The organism is Sporichthya sp. (assembly GCF_013815995.1).
Classification (GTDB): domain Bacteria; phylum Actinomycetota; class Actinomycetes; order Sporichthyales; family Sporichthyaceae; genus Sporichthya.
In genome coordinates, this window is sequence record NZ_JACDFE010000314.1 from 1 (window position 1) to 3,951 (window position 3,951).

Consider the following 3,951-nt stretch of genomic DNA (forward strand, 5'->3'; position numbering starts at 1 on the left):
GCGCTGTGGAGCTCGAACGCCCTGCTCGCCGCGGGCACCGCCGCCGCGCTGGTCGCGCTGCGCAAGGGACCGGCACCCGGTCGGCTGGCCGGCCGGCGCGCTGCTCACCCTGGCCAGCTGGGTGCGCCTGGTGGAGGCGAACGTCGAGCAGCCCGAGGCGTACACCGCCGGACCGGCCATCGCCCTGCTGGTGGTCGGCTGGTTCGCCCGCCGACGCAACCAGGAGCTCTCCTCGTGGCAGGCCTACGGCGCCGGGTTGTCCACCGGTCTGGTGCCCAGCCTGGCGGTGACCCTCGGCGAGGACGGCCTGGTCCGGCCGCTGCTGCTCGGCGGGGTCGCGCTGGTCGTGCTGCTCGCCGGGGTCCGCTCCCGGCTGCAGGCGCCGCTGGTACTCGGCGGCGCGGTCCTTGCCGTCGACGCCCTGATCCAGCTCGGCCCGGTCGCCGCAGGCCTGCCGCGCTGGGTGAGCATCGGCGGCGCCGGCCTGGTGCTGCTCGTCCTCGGCACCACGTTCGAGCGGCGGCTGCGCGACCTGCGCCGGGTCGCGGCCAAGCTCGGCGACCTCGGCTGACGCCCGGGTCGAGGCAGGGCACAACCTCGTTGGGTAGCGTCGAGACCGATGCGCCCGAGTGGCGGGCCACCCAGCGCGGGAGTGACGGCATGGCAGTTGCAGTTGGCGACAAGGTTCCGGACGTCGAGGTCAAGGTGCTCGGCGAGGACGGTGCGCCGGCCTCGGTCAGCAGCGCCGAGGTGCTCGGCACCGGCAAGGTCGTGCTCTTCGCCGTTCCCGGCGCCTTCACCCCAGGCTGCAGCACGCAGCACCTGCCCGGCTTCGTCAACGGCGCGGCCGACCTCGCGGGCAAGGGCGTCGACAAGGTCGTCTGCATCGCCGTCAACGACGCCTGGACCCTCGACGCGTGGGCCGACGTACAGGGCGCCAAGGGCAAGGTCGACATGCTCGCCGACGGCAACGGCGTCTTCGCCAGCGCGATGGGCCTGACCTTCGACGGGTCCGGCTACGGCCTGGGGACCCGCTCGCAGCGCTACGCCGCGGTCATCGAGGACGGCACCATCACCAAGCTCGAGGTCGAGCCAGGCCCGGGCGTGAACGCGTCCTCCTGCGAGAACATCCTCAGCAGGCTCTGAACCACTCGTCGCGTCCGAGGAAGCGAGAGCTATGAGGCTCGCTTCTTCGGACGTTGCGCGTTAAGCGGTGGGCTTGCGGGCGGTGACGAAGACCAACGGGAGCCACGGCCCGCCGTACCAGGTCTCGTAGCCGGCGGAGTGCGAGCGCACGTCCTCGCAGCCGAGCTCGGACAGCCGCGCCGCATAGCGGCGGGTGTTGCGCACGTCGGCGATGACCAGGCGACCACCGGGTTTGACCACCCGGACCGCTTCGTCGATAGCGTCCATCCGCGTGCCGGGTGAGCCGAGCCGCCCGATCCCGCCGCCGGAGAGCACCACGTCGAAGTGGTTGCCGTCGGAGGCCAGGTCGTCCAAGTCGCCGGCGATGAACTGGACCTGATCGGTCACGCCCTCGACCCGGGCGTTGTTTTTGGCAATCTGGTCGTCGGTGCCGCGCCGGTTGTTGGCCAGCAGGCCGCTGCGGGCCCAGCTGTCGACCCCGACCACGACGCCGCTCGGCACCCGGCCCGCGGCCAGGGTCGTCACCGCGCCGCGCGCGCAGCCGAGGTCGAGGATGGTCTCGTCGCCGCGCAGGTCGAGCGCGCCGAGCTCACGCGACCAGGCGCGAAACCGGCCTCGACGACTGGCCTGCAGGTAGGCCAGCGCGATGCCGAGCAGGGCCGCACCGAAGACGACGAGCCACCAGCCCTGATCGTCGCCGTCACCGGTCTTGGTGAGGCCCGCCTGCATCATGATCAGCGCGATGAAGGACTGTACCCCCGGGATCGCGGGGGACTCCACGCCGTAGTAGCCCTGACGCCCGGAGCTGGAGTGCAGCATCCGGACATCCTGCCGGGAAAGCGAGCTCGGCGGGCCGAGGGGTCAGGCCGCCTGAATCACCAGGCCGACACCGACGGCGATGGTGGCCGCGAACAGAACGAAGCAGAGCACCAGCAGCGCCGCGTCGCCGTTGAGGCGACGCCGGCGCCAGCCGATGCGGATCCGGAACACCCAGTACTTCGGGCTGACCCGCCGGCGGCGGACCCGGCTCGGGGTGGGCAACGGCGGGACGTCGCGGACGGGCGCCGCGGCGGCCTGCAGCGACTCGGCCGGGAGGTCAGGAGCGTCGACGCGCTGCGATGTCCGGCTCATCGACTTCCTCCCTCGGCACCCGTTCTGCCCTTAGTTCTCTAGAGAGATTAGAAAGTCGACCGGTCTGAGTGTCAAGAGTGTTTAAGGAGGGGCATGGGCTGCTTTTCGGGCCATGCCTGTTCTCATACGTTGTGGGCGACATTCGTCCGGGTTCGTCGCCGGTACGTCCTGAAGCTCACCCCGGAGGCGCCCGATGGCTGCCCAGGACGAGCCCAAGACGCTGAAATACCGCCGGATCGCCGACGACCTGCGCTCCGGCATCGCCCGCGGTGAGTACAGCCCCGGCGGGGCCCTACCCGGCGAGAACGACCTGATGGCGCGGTACAAGGTTGCCCGGATGACGGTGCGCCAGGCCCTCGCCGAACTGCAGCGGGAAGGCCTGGCGGTGGCCCGGCGTGGTTCCGGGGTCTACGTCAGCGCGTCCGCGGCCCTGCCCGCGCACGCCGCGACCGAGGCGAACTGCGATGTGGCACACGGGGCGCCGACCGAGGCGCCCACCCGGACCCTGGTCGTGGTGTTCGCCGGCGAGACCGCCCGGCACCTGCTGACCTTCGGGGCGGAGTGCGGGTTCCGCGCCGTGCTGGTCGAGCCGGACCCGGACCTGGCCGAGCAGGCCCGGGCCTGGGCCCCTGACCTGGTCACCTCCGTAGGAGCGGCCGAGTTGGACGCGAGCTGCGACTTCGTGGTGACCGACCACCACCGCCCCGAGCTCGGGCTGGTGCTGCGCGACGCGCTGGCCGGGACGACCCGGTGGATCGGCGTGCTGGGCAACCCGCGCCACCCCGGTCGGCACCGCGAGCTGCTCCATGCCCTCGGGGTGCCGGAGCGCCAGATCGACCGGGTGCACCGCCCGGTCGGGCTGAACATCGGATCGCGGACGCCGGCCGAGATCGCGATCTCGACGCTGGCCGGGCTGATCGCCGACCGCAACGCCCGGCCGGGCGGGTTCCGCTAGTCCGCTTCAGCCGGCTTGATCGCCGCCGCCTTCTTCCCGACGTAGGCGTCGACCCGGTCGTAGTAGACCTCGCCGACGGTCAGCGTGCGGCCGTACAGCTCGGAGACGGTGACAAAGGTGTACCCGCGGTCGGCCAGCGTGGCCAGGATCCGCGGCACCGCGGCGACCGTGGTCGCGTGGATGTCGTGCAGCAGCACGATCGAGCCCGGTCGGGTGCGGGCGACCACGCGCTTGTAGACGGTGTCGGCGTCGCGGTCCTTCCAGTCCTCCGGGTCCAGGTCCCACAGGATGATCGGCCACTGCCGGGCCCCGAGGATGCCGGTGACCCGGGCGCTCAGCGACCCGTAGGGCGGGCGCAACAGTTCCGGGCGGGCGCCGGTGATCTTCTCGATGACGTCGGCCGAGCGGGTCAGCTCGGAGCGGATCTGCTCGTCGGTCAGCGTCGGGAGCGCTTCGTGATCCCAGGTGTGGCTGCCGATCTCGTGGCCGGCTGCGGCAATCCTCTTCAGGCTGGCCGGCCGCGCCGCCGACACATCGCCCAGCACGAAGAAGGTCGCCCGGGCGCCGGCGTCGTCGAGGGCCGTCAGCAGCTTGTCGATGGAGAGACCAGGGCCGTCGTCGAAGGTGATCGCCACGCACTTGGTGACCCGGCAGTCGATGTCCCGGGTGTCACCGGCCGCGCCCACGCCCTGCGCGGCCGTGCTGACCAGCGCCGCCGC

The 3,951-nt window shown here is 72.1% G+C and carries 6 protein-coding genes; 3 read left to right on the plus strand and 3 right to left on the minus strand.

Annotation, left to right across the window (positions count from 1 at the left end; translation table 11 throughout):
* A partial coding sequence (locus H0X00_RS22335; RefSeq protein WP_293774972.1) for a hypothetical protein occupies positions 1-571 on the plus strand: 571 nt, incomplete at its 5' end.
* Positions 572-660: 89 nt separating this feature from the next.
* Positions 661-1,146: a peroxiredoxin gene (locus H0X00_RS22340; RefSeq protein WP_293774973.1), complete on the plus strand. Its 486-nt coding sequence runs from the start codon at positions 661-663 to the stop codon at positions 1,144-1,146.
* Positions 1,147-1,206: 60 nt separating this feature from the next.
* Here H0X00_RS22340 and H0X00_RS22345 read toward each other — a convergent pair whose 3' ends face one another.
* Together H0X00_RS22345 and H0X00_RS22350 are read right to left on the minus strand one after the other, a co-directional pair.
* Entirely contained in the window at positions 1,207-1,965 is a 759-nt protein-coding gene (locus tag H0X00_RS22345) for a class I SAM-dependent methyltransferase (RefSeq protein ID WP_293774974.1), read from the minus strand.
* Between the two features lie 42 nt (positions 1,966-2,007).
* Entirely contained in the window at positions 2,008-2,277 is a 270-nt protein-coding gene (locus H0X00_RS22350) for a hypothetical protein (protein WP_293774976.1), read from the minus strand.
* A gap of 193 nt (positions 2,278-2,470) precedes the next feature.
* Between H0X00_RS22350 and H0X00_RS22355 the strand changes: the two genes are divergently transcribed.
* Positions 2,471-3,232 carry an XdhC family protein gene (locus tag H0X00_RS22355; RefSeq protein WP_293774978.1) on the plus strand — a complete coding sequence of 254 codons (762 nt, stop codon included), beginning with the start codon at positions 2,471-2,473 and terminating at the stop codon, positions 3,230-3,232.
* Here the strand turns inward: H0X00_RS22355 and H0X00_RS22360 are convergent.
* Positions 3,229-3,951: polysaccharide deacetylase family protein (locus tag H0X00_RS22360; protein ID WP_293774979.1), on the minus strand; the 723-nt coding region annotated here is incomplete at its 5' end. The two genes, H0X00_RS22355 and H0X00_RS22360, sit on opposite strands and share 4 nt — an antisense overlap.

Bases quoted from the DNA above. Each gene is read 5' to 3' on its own strand.
- H0X00_RS22355 (WP_293774978.1), top strand. From the start codon at position 2,471: ATGGCTGCCCAGGACGAGCCCAAGACGCTGAAATACCGCCGGATCGCC.
- H0X00_RS22340 (WP_293774973.1), top strand. From the start codon at position 661: ATGGCAGTTGCAGTTGGCGACAAGGTTCCGGACGTCGAGGTCAAGGTG.
- H0X00_RS22345 (WP_293774974.1), bottom strand. From the start codon at position 1,965: ATGCTGCACTCCAGCTCCGGGCGTCAGGGCTACTACGGCGTGGAGTCC.
- H0X00_RS22350 (WP_293774976.1), bottom strand. From the start codon at position 2,277: ATGAGCCGGACATCGCAGCGCGTCGACGCTCCTGACCTCCCGGCCGAG.